We start from the raw sequence: 20,136 nt of genomic DNA on the forward strand, positions 1-20,136 counted from the left end.
AATCCTTGCTTATCATCTCAGCTGTTTACCAATAATAGCCTCCATATGGATAAACAGGGTAATACGGGTAAGGGTAAGGTTGGACCAAGGAGCCGAGTGCCAAACCACCTAAAAACCCTCCAAGCAATGGAGCACCAAAGCCAAATCCATACGGTCGCCCAAAGCCTGGTCGAAAACCGAATGGTCTGCCAAATCCAACTGGGCGGCCAATTAATCTGTGATCCGTATGACCAAATTGATCATGAAATTCTACTGGATAGTGCATTTGATTCATAGGGAACCTCCTCTTTAATTAAAGTTTTTGGAGTGAAATACCCAAATCTCCTCCATTGCATAATATGTTTCCTAAGAAAAAAAGACGCAATCTCAAGCGGAAAATAGGCGATATCCATAAAGCTCGCGAATAAAATTAGTATAGATTATCTATAAACAAAAAGGGTTTCATGCCGATATTAGCTGTAAATAGACCAATGTGTGAAAGGGAGTAAAGTGATGTCAGGACCAATAGGGGGAAGTCTCTCAGCCACATCAACACATAGTGGGAGTATGACCAGCAAATTTGAAGAAATACCAATAACCATAAATAACACAACAGAAAAGATTGTAACAAAAGACCAGGCAATCAAAATGGATTCACCTTCTTCAAAAGAAGATGTTGCAAATGTAGTTAATGGAATGAATGAATTTCTTAAAGCTTCTCCACAAACACATTTGAAATTTCAATTCCATGATCAATTGAATGAATACTATGTCACTCTTGTGGATGAAGTGACAGATGAAATTGTGCGGGAAATTCCACCGAAAAAATTACTGGATATGTTTGCGGCAATGACCGAGTATTTAGGCATCATGGTCGATAAGAAAATATAAGATAGATGGAGTGAGGTAAATGAGGATTGCCGGTTTGGCAAGTGGAATGGATATAGATCAAATTGTAAAGGATTTAATGAGTGCTGAACGTGTTCCACTCGATAAATTGAAGCAAAAGAAACAAATCCTAGAATGGCAAAGAGATGACTACCGTGCACTTAATACACAATTACTTAGCTTTCGGGACAAGCTTGCAAATTTAAAATTAACATCCAACTATCGGGCAAGAACAGTTTCCTCATCGAATGAACAATTCGTCACAGCCACGGTTTCAAGTGGTGCTGCACAGGCGTCGTATTCGATTTCGAAGGTAGAACAGTTGGCGGAAGCGGCGAGGTTGGTGAATAAAGGGAAAATTTCTCTAGATCCAACTAAAGGATTGAAAGACCAGGTAGATGCTGACTGGAAAACGGGTGTTGTCGAATCGGAAACCTTAACTGTAGATGAGGTAGGGAATGTACCGCCATTGAAATTAAATGGAGAACTTAAAGATGGAGAGGAAATAAAGGTTGTTGTTAATGGACGTGCTGTTACTGCAAAGATTGATCTTTCAGAGAATGCCGTTGCATCTGAGAATCAAGTAGTAGTAAATAGTAAGGGGGAATTGATTTTCGGGGATAATATCACCCCAGCAAAAGGCAGTGTCGTTAAGGTTGATTATGTTTTAGATAAAAAAACACAAACATTGGAGATTGGTGAAAAGCCTGCTACTACTTGGAACCTAGGGAAAGGTTCGTTAACTGAAGGGGTTACAGTGGCTGTTGATGGTGCTGAATACATTGTTGCAACAGATGAACAGGGGAACAGCACACTTGTAAATAGAGATGACTCAGCAGATGTGTTAGGACATATTAACCTGGATACAGGAATTATTACTTTCAACTCCGAGAAGTTTAAAGAGGATGAGGAAGAAAGCTGGCCGAAAAAAATGGAAGCCACTTTCACCCAAAATTATGCCTCTTTCGGCATTAATACGCAAACATCGAAAGGTGAAGTAAACGAAACAATCTTTATGACGGGCACGGATACTTTAAATAGCGTTATCCGCAAAGTTAATGAATCGAGCGCAGGGGTCACCATGTTTTATGATTCTGTCACAGATCGGGTGACTTTAACCCGTAAGGAAACCGGTAAATTTGGCGAGGATGGAATTGGTGATATCTCTGTAACTGGAACTTTTATGGAAGATATTTTAAATTTTAAGGACGCAGAATTACAGGACGGGCAAAACGCCAAATTCATGATCAACGGACTCGAAACAGAGCGGAGCTCCAACACTTTCGATATGAATGGTGTCACCATTACCTTAAAGCAACCATTCGGTGAAGGAGAACAACAACCAACGACCATCTCAGTCGGAAATGATTCAGAACAAGTACTTGAAAATATCAAGGAATTTGTCAATCAGTACAATGAATTAATTAAAGAAATTGGCGATAAGTTGAATGAGGAACGTTATCGTGATTATAAACCTTTAACAGAGGACGAGCGGGACGAACTTTCTGAAAAGCAACAAGAAAAATGGGAAGAAATGGCGAGAAGTGGTCTCTTAAAAGGCGATATGGTACTATCAGGCGTCTTATCCAGTATGAGAATGGATATGTACAGTACAGTAGAGACCAATGGTATTTTTAAACAATTAGCCAGTATCGGCATTAAAACAACCTCTAATTATCTTGAAGGCGGAAAGCTAGAAATCGATGAAGCGAAATTAAAGGAAGCTTTAGAAGAAGATCCCGACTCTGTTGAAAATTTATTCCGCGGCAATGATTCTGAAGCCGGGAAAGGGATTGTCCACAGACTCTATGACACGGTGGATGCTTCTATGAAAAAGGTGCAGGAAAAAGCTGGTCGTGCTACTTCAACCAATCAACAATTCACACTTGGACGTGAATTGATTAATGTAGACAAAAGTATTGATCGCTTTGAAGAAAGGCTGAAAATGACGGAAAATCGCTATTGGCGCCAATTTACTGCGATGGAAAAAGCGATTCAACAGGCTAATCAGCAATCGGCGTATCTAATGCAACAATTTGGTGGATTTTAGAGCAACATTTACATTTTAGAGGAGTGAAAAAATGGCTAGTGCAAACCCATACCAGACGTATCAACAAAATGCCGTAACAACGGCTGCTCCGGGCGAGTTAACATTAATGCTTTACAATGGCTGTCTTAAATTTATCCATTTGGCTAAAGTAGCCATGGAAAAAAATAATATTGAAGAAAAGAATACGAATATCCAAAAGGCGCAAAATATTGTTAGTGAGCTAATGGTCACCTTAAATATGGAATTACCGGTAGCCAAGAACATGATGACACTTTATGACTATGTGAATCGACGTTTAATGGAAGCGAATATTAAAAATGATGTTGAAATCCTGACTGAAATGGAAGAAATGATCAAAGAATTTCGTGATACTTGGAAACAAGCAATCCAATTAAATCGTCAACATCAACATGCTGCAGGAAGCAGTGGCATTTAATGGATACTTTACAACAATGTTTAGCCATCACAGAGAAAATCATTGTATTGGCTCAAACAACTGCTGATCAACAAAGAGAGGCTACTATTGAAAAAATCGAAACCCTATTACAACAACGTTCGACTTTTTTCGCAGATCTCCAAGCCCCATATTCAGATGAAGAGCAAGAACTGGGAAAAGCCTTGCTTGCTCGGGATCAGGAAATGAATACTCTGTTAAAACAGTTTTTAAAAGACATTCAAATGGACATTAAAACACTAGAGCAGAAAAAGAAGTCTGTTAGCCATTATGCTAATCCGTATGCGGCAACAGATAGTTTGGACGGAATGTTTTATGATAAACGGCAGTAATAGAGAATATTAAGTCCATTTGGAGAGTAGTTTTGAGCTTTAATGTCGATCTGTTCTCTACTTTGTTAAAATGTAAAAAAATCGACAAATTTTTTATTGGATTAAGCAGGAGTTTGAAAGGGTATGTAGAAGTATATATACATAGGCATTAAATAAGGAGGAGTTAAAATGCTGAAATATAATATTCGCGGTGAAAACATCAACCTTACAGATGCAATACGTGATCACATTGAAAAGAAAGTAGGGAAACTGGAAAGATATTTTAATGAAATCCCTGAAGCAAATGTTCACGTTAATTTAAAAGTTAATCCAAATAAAAAAGCAAAAGTTGAAATAACAATTCCACTTCCACAATTAGTCCTTCGCGCTGAAGAAGAGCATGATGACATGTATGCAGCCGTAGACTTGATTGTTGATAAATTAGAGAGACAAATCCGTAAGCATAAAACAAAAGTTAATCGTAAATTTAGAGATCAAGGAAGCGCCAAGGAATTTTTCAAAATGAATGGGAATGGGCTTCCAGTTAATGATGAGGTAGAAGATGAGCTTCAGATTGTCCGTACTAAGCAGTTTAGTCTTAAACCAATGGATAGTGAAGAAGCCGTTTTGCAAATGAACATGCTCGGGCATAGTTTCTTTATCTTCACAGATGCTGAGACCAATGCAACAAATATTGTGTACCGCCGTAAAGATGGAAAGTATGGATTGATTGAAACAAATTAAGAAATAATCTATCTGGAGCACGCTGCCTCAACGGTGGCGTGCTTTTTATTTGTTTTTATCTTATGAATAACTGGCTTACCTGCGCTTTGACATCCGTCTCAAGCGCCTAGCTCTGAGAGGCTTCGCTGGAGACGAGCCGCTCAGCATTGACGTACGAAGCGCCAGGACGGCCGAACTTAGCCTTTCTTTTACATCAAGGCGCTTACGCTTTTGATTCTTTTTTGATAAGAAAGTCATCTTCTCGGCATAGTGATCATTTGTTATTCTTATAGGGTGTTTTAGAGGAGGAGATTGGTTTGAAACATCTACATATTTTTATCGCCTTTTTTCGTTCTGGCATGCTTGGGTTTGGGGGAGGCCCCTCTGCCATTCCGTTGGTTCAACATGAAGTAGTCCGTGTGTATAAATGGATGGATGACGATGAGTTTGGCGATGTGCTGGCTCTTGCAAATGCCTTGCCAGGTCCAATCAATACAAAAATGGCCGGATATATTGGCTGGCGAGTTGGCGGCTGGCTTGGCATGATCAATGCCATTTTTGCAACGGTTGTGCCAACAGTAGCTTTGATGATTATATTTTTGTCTTTGTTAAGTGCTTATAAGGATAAACCCTGGGTTTCCGGGATGTCGCAGGCAGTTCTCCCTGTAGCAGGGGTTTTAATGGGGATCCTCACATGGGAATTCGTAAAAAAATCCAATCAATCTTTGGGATGGATCTCTACGCTTCTCCTTATTGTTGGCAGCTTTATTGTGATGCAATTATTAGGTATTCACCCAGCAATCGTGATCGCTCTTTTATTAATTGTTGCTCTTTCAGCACGAAATAAGAAGAAATCAACTGTAAACGCAGAGAATGAAAGGAGTTCACTATGATATACTGGCAGATCTTTATTGCCTTTTTTATTCCAGGGATTCTTGGGTATGGCGGTGGGCCTTCTTCTATTCCTTTGATTGAGCATGAAGTAGTGGGACGTTATGAATGGGTTTCTGTTCAAGAGTTTAGTGAAGTGTTGGCTTTAGGAAATGCCTTACCAGGCCCTATTGCTACGAAGATGGCCGGATATATCGGTTATCAGCAAGGTGGTGTATTAGGCGCTTTTATTGCTTTATTTGCCACAGTCGCTCCTTCTTTAGTCCTGATGATCCCATTGTTAGGCCTGCTTTTAAAACATAAAGATTCGCCAAAGGTTAAAAAAATGACTCAATTGGTTCGGCCTACTATCGCTGTGCTTTTGGGTATAATGACCTTTGATTTCTTTGCTAATTCTACAAAAAGCGCTGGTCTTCCGCAGACGATCTTTATTGGACTTATGAGCTATCTATTATTAGCAAAATGGAAAGTCCATCCCGCCCTTGTTATTGCTGGGGCTCTAATTTATGGAGCGATTTTCCTCTGAAGCTTCTGGCGTTTTTCCAATGTTGTCAGAGAAAACCGATAGTGATATGATAGATAATTAGGTAAAAGGTTTTAGTTTTGACAACTTGTTTTAATTAATATTTCTTTCAAAAGAAGTATGCACTTTTAATAGATAGGGGAGCGTTTAAATATGGCAGCTTTTCTTAATAAATTATTTGATCCCAATAAGCGTGATTTGAAACGACTAGAAAAAATGGCAGAGAAAATTGATCAACTAGCTCCAGAGATGGAGCAGTTATCGGATGAGGAAATTCGCCAAAAAACAGATGAATTAAAGGAAAGATATCAAAATGGTGAAGCGCTAGACCATATGCTAGAAGAGGCTTTTGCTGTAGTACGAGAAGGCTCTCGCCGAGTGCTAGGACTTTATCCATACCCAGTCCAACTTATGGGGGGCGTAGCATTACACGAAGGAAATATAGCGGAAATGAAAACAGGTGAAGGAAAAACATTAACTGCAACAATGCCTGTTTATTTAAATGCGATTACTGGAAAAGGTGTCCACGTTGTGACAGTCAACGAATATTTGGCTAGTCGTGATGCAACAGAAATGGGTGAACTTTATCAATTTCTTGGTCTAACTGTTGGACTTAATTTAAATAGCATGTCAAAGGAAGAAAAGAAAGAAGCGTATGCCGCAGATATTACGTATGGAACGAATAATGAGTTTGGCTTTGACTACCTCCGCGATAACATGGTGCTGTATGAGGAACAAAAGGTTCAGCGCCCTCTTCATTTTGCAATTATTGATGAAGTTGACTCGATCTTAATTGATGAGGCACGAACACCATTAATTATTTCAGGACAAGCTCAGAAATCGACACAATTATATTTACAGGCAAATGCTTTTGCAGAAATTTTAAAAAGAGAAGAAGATTATACGTACGATGAAAAAACAAAAGGGGTTCAATTAACAGAAGAGGGAATCAATAAAGCCGAACGTTTTTTCAAAATCGATAATCTATTCGATTTGTCTCACGTTGTCCTTAACCACCATATTAATCAAGCTTTAAAGGCACATGTCAGCATGCAGCATGATGTGGATTATGTGGTTCAAGAAGGCGAGATTGTTATTGTCGATCAATTTACGGGCCGGATGATGAAAGGACGTCGTTTTAGTGACGGATTACATCAGGCGATTGAGGCGAAAGAAGGCGTTGAAATTCAAAGTGAGTCAATGACCATGGCCACGATCACATTTCAGAACTATTTTCGCATGTATGATAAATTGGCGGGGATGACTGGTACAGCCAAAACGGAAGAAGAAGAATTCCGCAATATTTATAATATGCGAGTCATTTCGATCCCAACGAATGTGGAGGTTGTTAGGGATGACCGTTCTGATTTAATTTATTCTTCTATGAATGGTAAGTTCAATGCAGTGGTAGAAGATATTTATGAAAGATATCAGAAAGGGCAGCCGATCCTTGTCGGGACAGTGGCCATTGAAACGTCGGAGTTAGTCTCTTCTTTACTAACTAAAAAAGGTGTAAAGCATAATGTATTAAATGCGAAAAACCATGAGCGAGAAGCGGAAATTATTACTGGAGCTGGACAACAAGGAGCCGTTACGATCGCGACAAATATGGCTGGGCGTGGTACAGATATTAAACTGGGTGAAGGTGTAACAGAGCTAGGTGGCTTAGCTGTAATTGGTACGGAACGTCATGAATCACGAAGGATTGATAATCAGCTAAGAGGTCGTTCTGGTCGTCAAGGCGATCCAGGGATTACACAGTTTTATCTTTCAATGGAAGATGAATTAATGCGCCGATTTGGATCTGAAAATATGAAATCGATGATGGAAAAGCTGGGCATGGATGATTCTCAACCGATCCAAAGTAAAATGGTTTCCAAAGCAGTTGAATCAGCACAAAAACGAGTAGAAGGAAATAACTTTGATGCTCGGAAGCAGCTTTTACAATATGATGATGTTCTTCGTCAGCAAAGAGAAATCATTTATCAGCAGCGTGATGATGTAATGAGCTCAGAAAACCTCCGAGATATCGTTGAAAAAATGATTCAATCTGTGATTGATCGGGCGGTTGCTAGCTATACAGCTGAGTCAGAAGAAGAACAGTGGAATATCCAAGGATTAATTGATTATTTAAATGCGACCGTTCTGTTTGAGGGTGACTTGGCAGTTGAAGATTTAGAGCGAAGAGAACGAGAAGAAATGAAAGAAATCATCTTCGACATAGTGAAAAAGCATTATGATGAAAAAGAAGAATATTTAACACCGGAACAAATGCGAGAGTTTGAAAAAGTCATCTTGCTCCGTTCTGTTGATACTAAATGGATTGATCATATTGATGCAATGGATCAGCTTCGCCAAGGTATTCATTTACGTGCTTATGGGCAAATTGATCCACTTAGGGAGTATCAAAGTGAAGGATTTACCATGTTTGAAAGCATGGTGGAGGCTATTGAGGAAGACACAGCTAAATATATCATGAAGGCGGAAATAAGAAATAACTTGGAACGGGAAGAAGTTGCAAAAGGGCAGGCAGTGAATCCAAAAGAAGAGGGTGGAGAGGTTAAAAGAAAACCAATCCGAAAAAGTGAAAAAGTTGGTCGGAATGATCCATGCCCATGTGGAAGTGGTAAGAAATACAAACAATGTCATGGTCGATTAACGTAAGTCCGTTAATCGCTATTCCCATCTAAATGAAATAAATCTGACACAGTTGAGGTGCTTGTAATGGAATTATTTGAGGTAAGAACAGAGCTTGAAAAAACAGCGGAGCGATTAGCTGAATTTAGGGGGTCTCTTTGACTTAGAAGAGAAGGAAACAAGGATTGCTGAGCTGGATGAAAGAATGCTTGAGCCTGGCTTTTGGGATGACCAACAGTTGGCTCAAACGATCATTAATGAGGCGAATAGTCTCAAAGACATTGTGAATGAATATAAGGAACTGCTAGAGATCCATGAAAATTTGGAATTAACCCATGACCTCGTCAAAGAGGAAAGTGATCCTGACCTCGAAGCCGAGCTTGAAGGAGAACTGCAGGATCTAATCCAGCGTCTTAATGATTTTGAATTACAATTATTATTAAGCGATCCTTATGATAAAAACAATGCTATTATTGAACTTCATCCAGGAGCAGGTGGAACTGAGTCGCAAGATTGGGGATCGATACTCTTGCGGATGTACACACGCTGGGCAGAAAAGAAAAATTTCAAAACAGAAATCCTTTCTTATTTACCCGGAGATGAAGCTGGCATTAAAAGTGTAACGTTGTTGATTAAAGGTCATAACGCATACGGATATTTAAAAGCTGAGAAAGGTGTCCACCGTTTAGTACGAATTTCACCATTTGATTCTTCGGGGCGTCGCCACACATCCTTTGTATCCTGTGATGTTATGCCTGAATTTACTGATGATGTCGAGGTAGATATCAAACAGGATGACCTGAAAATTGATACGTATCGCTCAAGTGGTGCAGGTGGACAACACGTCAATACAACAGATTCCGCTGTTCGGATTACCCATATTCCAACGGGGACGGTCGTAACATGCCAAAATGAAAGATCACAAATTAAAAACCGAGAAAAAGCGATGAACATGCTAAAAGCGAAACTTTATCAGCGCGAGTTAGAAGAAAAGGAAAAACAATTAGCAGAAATTCGAGGGGAGCAAAAGGAAATTGGTTGGGGAAGTCAAATCCGTTCCTATGTTTTCCACCCCTATTCCATGGTGAAGGATCATCGCACGAATGAAGAAACAGGCAATGTTCAAGCAGTGACAGATGGAGATATTGATGCCTTTATCAATGCCTACCTGCGTTCAAGAGTTTAAATAATAAAATATAAAAGGGTTGAAAGGAGCTATTCTTTCAGTCCTTTTTTGGTTCACAAACTTGTGCTAATTACCCAAGCCCGTGCCTCTGTTGGAGTCCTAGTGCTTTTGGAAAATTATACCTATTTTCACACCGCTTTTTTGCGTTTAATTAATGTCTGTTATTGGTATACTAAAATAGATTAATCTAGAAAAGGAGTTGTTCCCATGAGGAAAAAATGGATGGGGTTACCACTAGCACTTATGTTAGCGATTGGTCTAGCTGCTTGTGGCGGTGGTGGAGATAACGCTGATAATAATAATACTGACAACGATACAGGCGGAGAAACCGCAACAAATGATGCAGAAGAAATCGTGAAAAACAATTGTATTTCTTGTCACGGAGAAAATCTTGAAGGTAAAAACGGACCAGAGTTAGCCCATATTGGTGCAGAATTATCTAAAGATGAAATTTTAGATGTTATCGAAAATGGGCGAACCGGAATGCCTCCAAATATCATTACAGGTGATGACGCTGACAAGGTGGCTCAATGGTTATCTGAGAAAAAATAAGTGAGAAACAAAACGACAGTGAGAAACAGCTGTCGTTTTTTATTATTACTAAAACGACAAAAGACCCTATTCTCCGCGAGGAAATCCACTTCTAATGTCATGTAGTAGTGACGAAAATCTTATTAATATACCACCATAATTCCTATGGATAACCCCAATAAATATAGGACTTTTACCTCTCTTTATTTGAGGAACATGAGATAAATAAACAAAATTTAATGAAAAATCACTAAAAAAATAATAGTTTATATAGCAAAAGATAAGAATTTAGAACTAAAGCTCTAAAATGAAATATAACTGTAATATAAAAGCGCAAATTGGGATGTTATAATGAATTTGTTATGAAATTTCGTCATAGTTTGACGGGAATTCCCTTTATTTGACAGCATATAAGTGCGTGTTCAAAAAAGAGGATAAAAAGGACCAAGAAATTCAAGGCGGCGTAGCTTTGAATAGTGGAACGTATGCAGTTAATACGTGAGCAACGAAAAAGCAAGCCAACGAAGAAATTCGCTGTGTCATTTTTACCGGAATTTTTGAACAACCTTTATAAATACAGCTTTTTTTTAAGGTCGGGTGAGAAAATGATTAAAATGCAGGATATTGTGAAAAAATACCCGAACGGTATTATAGCCGCTAATCGTTTTAATGTTGATATACAGCAGGGTGAATTTATATATATTGTTGGTCCAAGTGGTGCTGGTAAATCCACTTTTATCAAAATGATCTATAGAGAAGAAAAACCTACATCGGGAAAAATACTCGTAAATGGGATTAACTTATCCACATTAAAAAATAGAAGAGTTCCTTTTTTAAGACGTAATATTGGAGTAGTCTTTCAAGATTTTAAATTATTGCCCACATTGACGATTTTTGAAAATGTGGCTTTTGCTTTGGAAGTAACAGAACATCGACCGAAAGACATTAAAAATAGAGTGATGGACGTTCTTTCCATGGTCGGGCTGAAACATAAAATGCGCATGCTTCCTTCAGAGTTATCAGGCGGAGAACAACAACGTGTTTCGATTGCGAGATCAATCGTCAATAATCCTAAGTTGATTATTGCGGATGAACCTACTGGAAATTTGGATCCTGATACAGCTTGGGAAATCATGGGTATTTTAGAAGAAATTAATTTAAATGGAACAACCGTTATAATGGCCACCCATAATAAAGAGATTGTAAACACTATTACACATCGGGTTATTGCCATCGAAAACGGAAGAATTGTCCGTGATGAGCATCGGGGGGAATATGGCTATGAAAATTAGAACCATCGGTCGCCATCTGAGAGAAAGCTTCAAAAGTCTGCGCCGTAATGGTTGGATGACGTTTGCATCAATAAGTGCAGTCACGGTGACATTGCTGTTGGTTGGTGTTTTTCTTGTCATTATGATGAATATGAACAAATTTGCAACAGACATAGAAAATGATGTGGAGATCCGCGTACATATTGACTTGACGGCAAATAAAGATGAACAAAAGGAATTAGGAGAAAACATTGAGGAAATCTCTGAAATAGAGTCGGTTGTCTTTTCGTCGAAAGAGGACGAGCTCAATCATCTTATTCAAACAATGGGGAAAGAATGGAGCCTTATTGGTGATGATGAAAATCCTCTTCACGATGTCTATATTGTCAAAACAAAGCAACCAGATGAAACTCCTGTTGTGGCACAAAAAATACGTGCATTAGATTTTGTGTATTCCGCTGAATTTGGCGAGAAAAAAGTTGAGAACTTGTTTAGTTTATTAAGGACAAGCCGCAATGTTGGGGCCGTTCTTGTTGTTGGATTATTGTTTACAGCTATGTTTCTAATCTCAAATACGATTAAAATTACTATTTTTGCTAGAAGAAGAGAAATAGAAATTATGAAACTAGTAGGAGCAACGAATTGGTTTATACGTTGGCCATTTATTTTTGAAGGTATTTGGTTGGGGATACTAGGTTCTGTGATTCCTATTGGCATTGTTGCAACAGCTTATAATTATGGATATGACTTTTTGTCACAACGTATTCCAGATGATTATTTTATGTCCCCACTTGAATACACACCATTTGTCTATCAGGTAAGTCTCTTACTTTTACTGATCGGCGTCATTATCGGAGCATGGGGAAGTTTCATTTCTGTTCGACGCTTTTTAAAAGTATAAGGAAATTTCGAATAAGCATCTTGGAGAAAATTGCATTGGCCTAGACAGCGGATTCGTTCAAACTTCATTCAGTGGGATTTTTTCATCCCACTGAAATAGTTGATAATCCGGGGGAAATGCAAGGGGAGAAAGGGGAAACGATTCTTGAAAAAAAGTTCAGTACTTTCGGTGACACTGGCAGCAACGTTGGTTTGTGGAGGTTTATTTACGAATACGGGGAAGGCACAAGCCACTTCTAAACTGAATGATCTAGAGCAACAGCAATCCGATATTCATAATAAGAAGTCGAATGTAAATGAATCGATCAATCAAAAGGATGGGGAAATTTCTAATATTTTAAACCAGCAACATTCGGTTGAAGACGAAATTGAGAAATTAGAAATGAAGATTGCTGATACCGATCAAAAATTAAAAGAAAAAGAACAGCAAATCGATGATACAAAAGCAGAAATTGAGCAATTAAAAGCGGAAATTAAAGAGTTGAAAGAACGAATTGAAAAGAGAAATGAAGTGCTCAGAGACCGTGCAAGAAATATTCAACAAAATGGCGGCTCTGTTAAATTTATGGATGTTGTATTAGGCGCTAACAGCTTCGGAGATTTAGTCGATCGTGTCTCAGCTGTTTCGACATTAGTTAGTGCTGATAAAAAGATTTTAGAAGAGCAACAGGCAGATATGGAAAAATTAGAGGCTGATCAAAAGAAAGTAGAAGAGAAGCTTGCTAGTTTAAATGAAATGCTGGAAGAATTAGAAGTTATAAAAGCGGACTTAAAGTCACAGAATGATGAAAAGAAAGTGTTAATGGATGAACTAGCTGCTCAGAAAAAGCATGCTGAAAGCGAAAAAATGTCTCTTGAGGAAGAAGAGGCATTATTAAGCACTCAAGAGGAGACTTTACAAAAAGCGATCCAACAGGAAAAAGATAGAATTGCAGAGGAAGAAAGAAAAGCAGAAGAAGCCAGGAAAGCAGAAGAAGCTAGAAAGGCAGAAGAAGCTAGAAAAGCGGAAGAAGCTAAAAAGGCAGAAGAAGCCAAGAAAGCAGAAGAAGCTCAAACAAATGAAGCACCTGCGGTGACAAAGAGCCAAACAATTTCACCTGAATCCAGTAGTTCTGGTAGCTCAAGTGATTCTAATAGTTCTTCTTCTACAAGTCCGGAGGCCCCGCCAGCAAGTTCGGGTACATTCTCTTGGCCTGCTGCTGGAACTGTTTCATCTGGTTTTGGAGGAAGATGGGGAGCAACCCACTTTGGGATTGATATTGCCAATAGTGGTGCCGTCCCAATTGTAGCTGCAGCTGACGGGGTCGTACATAGATCCTACCAATCTTCCAGCTATGGAGAAGTCGTGTTTGTCATTCATCATATTGACGGAAAAACCTATGAAACAGTGTATGCGCATATGAGAAGCCGCAGTGTATCAGAAGGACAATCAGTGAAAAAAGGTCAACAACTTGGCGTTATGGGAAATACAGGACATTCTTATGGTCAACATTTGCATTTTGAAGTACATGCAGGTGGATTATGGAACGGTTCTAAATCGAATGCTGTAGATCCATTAAACTACTTAAATTAATAAAGGGAACAACTTATTACTAATGCTCCTTTTCCGATTGAAAGTCGTATCAAGATGATGCGGCTTTTTTTCGTTTCATAGTAAATTAATTACTGTAATATCGCTCTAGTTGACAGGGAAGTAGCAAGGTAATTCGCTTAGAAGATCTAATGACCGACAAAAGGTGAATTCAAACGCTCAATCCTCGTGTTTTCATGTAAAGAGTATGCTAAGATATAGTGGAGTATTTTTTGTGAAAAAAGCCATTCATATGGTAAGTAAACCTGAACTGAAAAGGATGTACCTCTGAAATACTTAAGGAGGGGAATCTGCTTTTCAGAAAATAAATGATGTGGGGAGCCTATATGACTTTTACAGCGATTAGTGCAGCTTTGGTTAGTTTAGCACTTTTATTAAATATTATTTTGGCTGTCTTCGTAGTGTTTTTGGAGAGAAGAGATCCTGGCTCAACATGGGCTTGGCTATTGGTTCTATTTTTTGTCCCTGTAGCTGGTTTTATTTTATATCTTATCTTCGGACAGAATTTAAGCCGTAAAAAGCTTTTTCAATGGAAAGATTCGAATAAAATTGGCATTATGGAGATTACTAAAAATCAAATTGAATTATTGCAAACTGGAGAATTTCCTTTCCACGATACGAAAACAATCCAATATAAAGATCTCATCTATATGTTGCTTGTGAATGATCGTTCCATTTTAACCCAAGATAATAAGGTAGAGATTTTTAGTGATGGAAAAGATAAGTTTCAATCTTTATTACAGGATTTAGACAAAGCGAAAGATCATATCCACATGGAATATTATATTATCAGGAATGATAAACTCGGCAATGAGTTACTGCAAATGCTTGTCAAGAAGGCGAAAGAAGGCATAGATGTAAAAGTCTTATATGACGCAATGGGCTCAAGACGATTACCAAAAAGATTTTTTCGACCTTTGCTTGAAGCTGGTGGAAAGGTAAGTGCTTTTTTTCCTGCTTTAATCCCCCACTTAAATTTACAGGTGAATTTTCGCAACCACCGCAAGCTTGTGATCATTGATGGTGAAAGTGGCTATATCGGAGGATTCAATATTGGCGATGAGTATCTTGGGCTAAATAAAAAATTTGGTTACTGGCGAGATACCCACCTAAAAATTAGCGGTAAGGCTGTTTTTAGCATGCAGACAAGATTTATTCTTGACTGGAACCAAGCTTCATCGGCAAAAATTCGCTATGAGGACAGACTTTTTCCGGAAATTGGTGCAAAAGGAGATACAGATGTCCAACTTGTTTCAAGCGGCCCCGACTCTGAATGGGAGCAAATCAAATATGGGATATTAAAACTTATCTCATCAGCCAAAAAATATATTTACATTCAGACACCTTATTTTATTCCAGATGCAAGTGTGCTTGATGCAATCAAGATAGCCGCTCTTTCAGGGGTCGATGTAAGATTAATGATTCCAAATAAACCAGATCACGCTTTCGTCTATTGGGCGACCTATTCGAATGTCGGGGAATTACTAAAGACAGGGGCGAAAGTTTATATTTACGATAATGGATTTATTCATGCAAAAACGATTATTGCAGATGGTAAAATTGCCACAGTTGGTACGGCAAATATTGATGTTCGCAGCTTTAAATTAAACTTTGAAGTGAATGCCTTTTTATATGATCGAGCACTTGTCCAACAATTAGTCGATATCTTTCATGAGGATGTGAAGCATTCTCATGGATTAAGTTGGGAAGAATACCAAAATCGTTCCCTTTACATTCGCTTTAAGGAATCATTTTCTCGCTTGTTATCACCGATCTTGTAGAGGATGGTCAAAGGCGATAACCTGTCGCAACGCCTTTGTGACCTCCTTATTGTAGGTCATTGTAAAAATGGCGCTGCGAGCTAAAGGATCTTCGACTGAGTACCGGCACGTCCTGTGTTGAACGTCGACGTCATCACATCCTATGAAAGTTCGTTGGCAGGGAAAGGACCTCCCGCTAAAATCGCCCACGTCCTGTGGACAACACGGAAGTCAGTATATCATCTACAAGTCCGTCTCGAACTTTCGACATACAGGACGTACTAGTGTCGGATGTTTGCGATTGACGCCGACTTGGTCCTTTTTGAACATGCATTTATAAGGCGATATTTGTCTTTGGAAAGTGAGGGATGATTCATTAAGTGGTATACCATTGGTACATTAACGATTCCCGCTTCTTGGATTGCGATTGTCGGTGCCTGCATACTCACAGCAGCAGGCCTATATCTCTATAAAAAGAGGATAACAGCAGAGTGGTATGGAAATGCTGTTTTTATATGGCTGGTAACATGGAAGTTCAGTGTCCTTCTCTTCCAATTTCCGATGATATGGGCTCACCCCTTATCTATTTTATACTTTAATGGCGGTGTGAAAGGATACTGGCTTGGTTTTGCAGTAACAATTTTTTATACATTACATAAGGTTAGACTTCGGAATTTGCAAGTGGTGAATATGTATCAAGCTTGGATTTGCTCCATGATTGTATATGAGGTACTCCAGGCTATTTTGGATCAAGGCTCTTTCCTATGGATGGGAATGCAATTATTCATCGGTGGAGTATTCATATTATTCGTGTCGAATAAAAATCAGTTATTATGGAAAGAACAATTACTGATTCTTTATACAGCTGTGCAGGCGATATTTTATTCCCTTCATCACTCTTTACTATCCATTCCAATGGTCACTTATTTCCTCATGGCTATAATCTTAGTGATAGCTCTGCGAAAATGGGAGGTTTCATCATGACGAAGAAAATATTTGGCTTTAGTCTTTTAGCGATTTTAGCAGGGGTTTTAGTCATTAATATTGTCCAAGAAACACAAGCGAAGAAAGAAGTGGAAGAAACTCAAGAACAAGTTCTCCAGCTGAGGCTGGAGGCTGCCACCGAAACATCCAATGGCGTTTATTCGGAAGGCTTAGCCGAAGGGGATATTCCACCTGATTTTGAATTAGAAACATTAGCTGGTGAAAAGTTCAAACTATCTGGCCTACATGGAAAGAAAGTATTATTGAATTTTTGGGCAAGCTGGTGTGGTCCATGTAAAGCAGAAATGCCCCATATGGAGAAATTTTATCAAGAAAAAGTGGAAGAATTAGGTGTAGAAGTGATTGCTGTGAATCTTACTTCCGGTGAACGTGTTGGTAATAAGCGAGAAAAAGTTGAAAAGTTTGTCAAGGAGTATGGATTGCATTTCCCTATTCTGTTAGATGAAAAGGGAGAAGTGGGCGATAAATACCAGGTTATCTCTATTCCGACAAGTTACTTTATCAATTCCAATGGATTAATAGCGAAAAGTATTATCGGTCCTATGGACGAAGAAATGATGGAAAGGCTTGTAAAAGATTTAAAATAGACAATTAACAACAAATAATGGATATATTATTTGAAAATAAGGTTGACTTCTTTGAGAATAATAGACTATACTTGATGTTAATAACAGTGAATCGTAATACTCTTATCAAGAGTGGCGGAGGGATAGGCCCTGCGATGCCCAGCAACCTTCAGAGGAATTATTCTGAAAAGGTGCTAATTCCTACAGACTGCATGGTCTGAGAGATAAGGAGCGGAAATACAATCAAACCCTCTTCTTATCAGAAGGGGGTTTTTTGACTAGTGTTAGCGATAAGGATGATATCATTAAGGAGGATGAGAGGGAATGTCACAAGAACAATATAAACCAGAAACCTTATTATTGCACGGAGGACAAGAGCCAGATGAAACAGGAGCACGCGCTGTTCCAGTACATAGAACAACCTCTTATGTGTTTAAAGATTCGGAGTATGCGCAAAAGGTATTTGGATTAGAAGTACCGGGAAATATCTATACAAGGATTACCAACCCAACGGTTGATGTATTTGAAAAAAGAGTCGCTTTGCTTGAAGGGGGTACGGCCGCTGTTGGTCTATCATCTGGAATGGCAGCCATTGCTTTTTCGATTTTGAATATTACACGTGCTGGTGATGAAATTGTTGCGGCCACGGATCTATATGGAGGTACGTATAATCTATTTGCTGTGACACTGCCAAAATATGGAATTAATGTGAAGTTTGTAGATCCGAAAGATCCGGAAAATTTTCGCAAAGCAATTACGCCTAAAACGAAAGCACTTTTTGGTGAGATTATCGGAAATCCAAGCTTGCATATTTTTGATGTGGAAGCTGTGGCAAATATTGCGCATGAAAATGAGATTCCACTTATTGTTGACAGTACTTTTGCTACACCTTATCTTTGTAAGCCAATTGAGTGGGGAGCGGATATTGTCATCCATTCTGCAACAAAATGGATTGGCGGCCATGGAACGGTAATCGGTGGGGTTGCTGTCGATGCAGGAAAGTTTGATTGGAATAACGAGAAATTCCCTGATTTTGTAGAACCGGATGAAACATACAATGGGCTTCGTTATGGGATTGATGTACCTAATGCTGCCTTTGCAACAAAATTACGTGTGCAATTACTACGTGATTTTGGACCATGCTTAAGCCCAGATAATGCTTTCCAATTATTACAAGGGTTAGAAACATTACATTTGAGAATTGATAAACATATAGAAAATGCAAAAGCCGTAGCAGAATTTTTAGAGAATCATGAAGCGATTGAGTGGGTATCATATCCAGGCTTAGAAAATCACCCATCCAATGAACTAGCACAAAAATATCTACCAAAAGGTGCTGGCTCAATTATCGTATTTGGTATTAAAGGTGGAAGAGAAGCAGGAAGACAAACCATCGACCATGTGAAATTATTTTCCCATGTTGCGAATGTCGGAGATGCAAAATCATTAATTATCCATCCTGCTTCCACAACGCATCAACAATTAAGTGCAGAAGAGTTAAAGGTTGTTGGGGTAAAGGAAGAATTAATTCGTATCTCGGTTGGTCTTGAAGCTGTTGAAGATATTATAGCTGATCTTAATCAAGCGATCGGAAAAGCCGTAGAAAAAGTGTCTGTAAAGTAAGGCAAAGAAAGCTAGGAGGCTGGCGCCATGCGTTTCAGTCTCCTTTTTTTAAATGACATCCATGAATAAGGGGGAGAAATAGGTGCGAATCATTAAAGCAGCACTATTAGGGCTTGGCACAGTTGGAGCCGGCGTTTATGAGGTTATATGTAATCAGCAAGAAAAATTAAAGGAGCTTATTGGAGCCGAAGTGCAGGTAGTAGCGGTGCTGATTCAAGATGAAAAGAAAGAGCGGGAAGTAGCAGAAGATGTTATGGTAACAAATAATATTGAAGAAATTTTAGCAATTCCAGGGCTTGATGTCCTCTTTGAGTCGATTGTCGGTGCTGAACCAGCGCATCATTACCTGGATGAAGCCATTAAGCATGGATGCCATATTATTACAGCCAATAAAGAAATGTTTGCTAAACACGGAGAAGGTTTATTGGAAAAGTCGCGAGAAAACAATGTTCAAATTGGCTACGAAGCGACCGTTGCAGCCGGGGTTCCCGTTATCCGCACCATTCAACAGCAACTACAATTGAATAAAATTGAGCGGGTTCAAGCATTGCTAAATGGTACCTCTAATTTTATTTTAACGGAAATGAGACAGAAACAACTTCCGTTTGCCGAAGTGTTAAAAACAGCTCAATCCCTTGGCTTTGCCGAAGCTGATCCAACGAATGATGTAGAGGGAATCGATGCTTTCTATAAAATTATGATTTTGAGTCAGTTGATCTACGGGAAGCAACCACCGTGGAAAACAGTTGAGCTCCAAGGAATAGCAAGCCTTTCACAAGATAAGATTTCTAATTCTAACGGCCGTTTTAAGCATATTGCAGAGTTGGAAAAGGTAGGAGATCGTATCCAGGCGTTTGTTCGTCCTGTTGAAATCGATAGCGGGCATCCTTTATATTCTGTTGAAGGTGTAGATAATGCAGTCGTGCTGGAAACTTCCTTGGCTGGAAAAATCATGATCCAAGGACCGGGAGCGGGGAGTAAACCAACAGCTAGCGCTATGTTAGAAGATTTTATTAGTATTTTTCAAAGTAATAAAGCAGCTGTCCTAAATTAGTTATAACTTGTCCCCTCATCGCATAGGATTTATAGAGGCTATTCATAAAGGAGAATGGATGAAGAGATAAACGGCTAAAATGGATAAACGGTTAAGTTCGCGTCGTCCTGGCAGCAGGCTTAAAACGCAGCGTCCTGTTGCTTCGCCTGCCACTAGTACGTCCCTGTCTTCGCAACACCGTTTTGACCGTCGT

General features: G+C 39.0%; 19 protein-coding genes and 1 riboswitch. Of the genes, 18 read left to right on the top strand and 1 reads right to left on the bottom strand.

Annotation, left to right across the window (positions count from 1 at the left end; translation table 11 throughout):
- Nucleotides 1-25 precede the first annotated feature (25 nt).
- On the bottom strand, nucleotides 26-274 hold the full coding sequence (locus KI375_RS06180) for a hypothetical protein (RefSeq protein WP_212972650.1): 249 nt from the start codon (nucleotides 272-274) through the stop codon (nucleotides 26-28).
- Nucleotides 275-492: 218 nt separating this feature from the next.
- On the opposite strand from KI375_RS06180, the gene flaG reads away from it, so the two are divergent.
- From flaG to KI375_RS06270, 18 genes are all read left to right on the top strand, one after another.
- Nucleotides 493-870, top strand: a complete 378-nt coding sequence (gene flaG, locus KI375_RS06185) for a flagellar protein FlaG (protein WP_244852337.1) — start codon at nucleotides 493-495, stop codon at nucleotides 868-870.
- Nucleotides 871-889: 19 nt separating this feature from the next.
- Nucleotides 890-2,917 carry a flagellar filament capping protein FliD gene (fliD, locus tag KI375_RS06190; protein ID WP_212972651.1) on the top strand — a complete coding sequence of 676 codons (2,028 nt, stop codon included), beginning with the start codon at nucleotides 890-892 and terminating at the stop codon, nucleotides 2,915-2,917.
- A gap of 31 nt (nucleotides 2,918-2,948) precedes the next feature.
- Nucleotides 2,949-3,353: a flagellar export chaperone FliS gene (gene fliS / locus KI375_RS06195; RefSeq protein ID WP_212972652.1), complete on the top strand. Its 405-nt coding sequence runs from the start codon at nucleotides 2,949-2,951 to the stop codon at nucleotides 3,351-3,353.
- A complete protein-coding gene (gene fliT, locus KI375_RS06200) occupies nucleotides 3,353-3,703 on the top strand; it encodes a flagellar protein FliT (RefSeq protein WP_212972653.1) in 351 nt (116 codons plus the stop codon). The genes fliS and fliT overlap by 1 nt, the downstream gene beginning before the upstream one ends.
- A gap of 168 nt (nucleotides 3,704-3,871) precedes the next feature.
- The gene (gene hpf, locus KI375_RS06205) at nucleotides 3,872-4,426 is read left to right on the top strand and encodes a ribosome hibernation-promoting factor, HPF/YfiA family (protein ID WP_244852340.1); all 555 of its coding nucleotides are present in this window, start codon (nucleotides 3,872-3,874) and stop codon (nucleotides 4,424-4,426) included.
- A 296-nt stretch (nucleotides 4,427-4,722) separates the two neighbouring features.
- Nucleotides 4,723-5,298 carry a chromate transporter gene (locus tag KI375_RS06210; RefSeq protein ID WP_212972654.1) on the top strand — a complete coding sequence of 192 codons (576 nt, stop codon included), beginning with the start codon at nucleotides 4,723-4,725 and terminating at the stop codon, nucleotides 5,296-5,298.
- Nucleotides 5,295-5,822 carry a chromate transporter gene (locus tag KI375_RS06215; protein WP_212972655.1) on the top strand — a complete coding sequence of 176 codons (528 nt, stop codon included), beginning with the start codon at nucleotides 5,295-5,297 and terminating at the stop codon, nucleotides 5,820-5,822. Before KI375_RS06210 ends, KI375_RS06215 begins: the two co-directional genes overlap by 4 nt.
- 150 nt (nucleotides 5,823-5,972) lie before the next feature.
- The gene (gene secA / locus KI375_RS06220) at nucleotides 5,973-8,483 is read left to right on the top strand and encodes a preprotein translocase subunit SecA (RefSeq protein ID WP_212972656.1); all 2,511 of its coding nucleotides are present in this window, start codon (nucleotides 5,973-5,975) and stop codon (nucleotides 8,481-8,483) included.
- 60 nt (nucleotides 8,484-8,543) lie between these two features.
- A protein-coding gene (prfB, locus tag KI375_RS06225; protein WP_212972657.1) for a peptide chain release factor 2 occupies nucleotides 8,544-9,642 on the top strand; the annotation gives its coding sequence in 2 pieces (ribosomal slippage) (nucleotides 8,544-8,615 and nucleotides 8,617-9,642; 1,098 coding nt in all).
- A gap of 207 nt (nucleotides 9,643-9,849) precedes the next feature.
- A complete protein-coding gene (gene cccB / locus KI375_RS06230) occupies nucleotides 9,850-10,194 on the top strand; it encodes a cytochrome c551 (RefSeq protein WP_212972658.1) in 345 nt (114 codons plus the stop codon).
- A gap of 584 nt (nucleotides 10,195-10,778) precedes the next feature.
- The gene (gene ftsE, locus KI375_RS06235; protein ID WP_207447946.1) at nucleotides 10,779-11,465 is read left to right on the top strand and encodes a cell division ATP-binding protein FtsE; all 687 of its coding nucleotides are present in this window, start codon (nucleotides 10,779-10,781) and stop codon (nucleotides 11,463-11,465) included.
- On the top strand, nucleotides 11,455-12,345 hold the full coding sequence (gene ftsX / locus KI375_RS06240; RefSeq protein ID WP_212972659.1) for a permease-like cell division protein FtsX: 891 nt from the start codon (nucleotides 11,455-11,457) through the stop codon (nucleotides 12,343-12,345). The genes ftsE and ftsX overlap by 11 nt, the downstream gene beginning before the upstream one ends.
- Before the next feature lie 144 nt (nucleotides 12,346-12,489).
- Nucleotides 12,490-13,917, top strand: a complete 1,428-nt coding sequence (locus KI375_RS06245; protein WP_212972660.1) for a murein hydrolase activator EnvC family protein — start codon at nucleotides 12,490-12,492, stop codon at nucleotides 13,915-13,917.
- A gap of 344 nt (nucleotides 13,918-14,261) precedes the next feature.
- Nucleotides 14,262-15,716 carry a cardiolipin synthase gene (gene cls / locus KI375_RS06250; protein ID WP_212972661.1) on the top strand — a complete coding sequence of 485 codons (1,455 nt, stop codon included), beginning with the start codon at nucleotides 14,262-14,264 and terminating at the stop codon, nucleotides 15,714-15,716.
- Between the two features lie 585 nt (nucleotides 15,717-16,301).
- Nucleotides 16,302-16,679, top strand: a complete 378-nt coding sequence (locus KI375_RS06255; RefSeq protein WP_212972662.1) for a hypothetical protein — start codon at nucleotides 16,302-16,304, stop codon at nucleotides 16,677-16,679.
- A complete protein-coding gene (locus KI375_RS06260; RefSeq protein ID WP_212972663.1) occupies nucleotides 16,676-17,287 on the top strand; it encodes a peroxiredoxin family protein in 612 nt (203 codons plus the stop codon). The genes KI375_RS06255 and KI375_RS06260 overlap by 4 nt, the downstream gene beginning before the upstream one ends.
- A 99-nt stretch (nucleotides 17,288-17,386) precedes the next feature.
- A riboswitch (SAM riboswitch) is annotated at nucleotides 17,387-17,497 on the top strand.
- Between the two features lie 93 nt (nucleotides 17,498-17,590).
- Entirely contained in the window at nucleotides 17,591-18,889 is a 1,299-nt protein-coding gene (locus KI375_RS06265; RefSeq protein ID WP_212972664.1) for an O-acetylhomoserine aminocarboxypropyltransferase/cysteine synthase family protein, read from the top strand.
- Between the two features lie 82 nt (nucleotides 18,890-18,971).
- Entirely contained in the window at nucleotides 18,972-19,943 is a 972-nt protein-coding gene (locus tag KI375_RS06270) for a homoserine dehydrogenase (RefSeq protein ID WP_212972665.1), read from the top strand.
- Nucleotides 19,944-20,136 lie beyond the last annotated feature (193 nt).

The sequence above is a fragment of the Bacillus sp. J14TS2 genome, assembly GCF_018333015.1.
Taxonomy (GTDB): domain Bacteria; phylum Bacillota; class Bacilli; order Bacillales; family Bacillaceae_C; genus Lederbergia.

Bases quoted from the DNA above. Each gene is read 5' to 3' on its own strand.
- hpf (WP_244852340.1), top strand. From the start codon at position 3,872: ATGCTGAAATATAATATTCGCGGTGAAAACATCAACCTTACAGATGCA.
- KI375_RS06180 (WP_212972650.1), bottom strand. From the start codon at position 274: ATGAATCAAATGCACTATCCAGTAGAATTTCATGATCAATTTGGTCAT.
- ftsE (WP_207447946.1), top strand. From the start codon at position 10,779: ATGATTAAAATGCAGGATATTGTGAAAAAATACCCGAACGGTATTATA.
- cccB (WP_212972658.1), top strand. From the start codon at position 9,850: ATGAGGAAAAAATGGATGGGGTTACCACTAGCACTTATGTTAGCGATT.
- flaG (WP_244852337.1), top strand. From the start codon at position 493: ATGTCAGGACCAATAGGGGGAAGTCTCTCAGCCACATCAACACATAGT.
- fliS (WP_212972652.1), top strand. From the start codon at position 2,949: ATGGCTAGTGCAAACCCATACCAGACGTATCAACAAAATGCCGTAACA.
- KI375_RS06265 (WP_212972664.1), top strand. From the start codon at position 17,591: ATGTCACAAGAACAATATAAACCAGAAACCTTATTATTGCACGGAGGA.
- KI375_RS06260 (WP_212972663.1), top strand. From the start codon at position 16,676: ATGACGAAGAAAATATTTGGCTTTAGTCTTTTAGCGATTTTAGCAGGG.
- cls (WP_212972661.1), top strand. From the start codon at position 14,262: ATGACTTTTACAGCGATTAGTGCAGCTTTGGTTAGTTTAGCACTTTTA.
- KI375_RS06215 (WP_212972655.1), top strand. From the start codon at position 5,295: ATGATATACTGGCAGATCTTTATTGCCTTTTTTATTCCAGGGATTCTT.
- ftsX (WP_212972659.1), top strand. From the start codon at position 11,455: ATGAAAATTAGAACCATCGGTCGCCATCTGAGAGAAAGCTTCAAAAGT.
- secA (WP_212972656.1), top strand. From the start codon at position 5,973: ATGGCAGCTTTTCTTAATAAATTATTTGATCCCAATAAGCGTGATTTG.
- fliT (WP_212972653.1), top strand. From the start codon at position 3,353: ATGGATACTTTACAACAATGTTTAGCCATCACAGAGAAAATCATTGTA.
- fliD (WP_212972651.1), top strand. From the start codon at position 890: ATGAGGATTGCCGGTTTGGCAAGTGGAATGGATATAGATCAAATTGTA.